Source organism: Mesorhizobium sp. M4B.F.Ca.ET.089.01.1.1, assembly GCF_004022605.1.
Taxonomy (GTDB): Bacteria; Pseudomonadota; Alphaproteobacteria; order Rhizobiales; family Rhizobiaceae; genus Mesorhizobium; species Mesorhizobium abyssinicae.
Genome location: NZ_RZOS01001466.1, coordinates 1 through 427 on the forward strand (window position 1 = coordinate 1; position 427 = coordinate 427).

Here is a 427-nt window from a genome sequence, read left to right on the forward strand (position 1 = left end):
AAAAGGGTGTGCTGCCATTTTGCGACAACGACCTCTTTAGGGATCGGAATGCTGTTCCTAACCAAAAATATTCGGCCCGCATCCGGAATGCGGTCGAGCAAAATATTGGAACCAACCCAACCCGCTCTCCTCGCTGTCGGCGCCAGTGGGTTCCTTTTCTCGATGATGTCTGGTACGAAAAAATGCTTTGGAACAACGCAAACATGCCTTACTGCTTTTTGCGTCAGATCATAATTCAGCAATATCAAATTCGGGTTGGTCGATGATGCCAATCTGTCAATTTTGGTAAAATAGGCTCCGTCGGCGACCTTCGTGCCGAATGCCTTCTTTTGGCTTTTCAGCTCGAATTGATCACTGCAACTGCTGCAGAAAAAGTCGGCAACAGGTAAATTAGCAGCGAATTTTTCTAGACGGGAGCTTCCACAAT

General features: G+C 47.1%; 1 protein-coding gene. It reads right to left on the reverse strand.

Translation table 11 applies throughout. The features are described 5' to 3' along the window. Positions 1–427 (reverse strand): DpnI domain-containing protein (locus EN780_RS37915; RefSeq protein ID WP_281035427.1); only part of this gene is annotated, 427 nt, incomplete at both ends.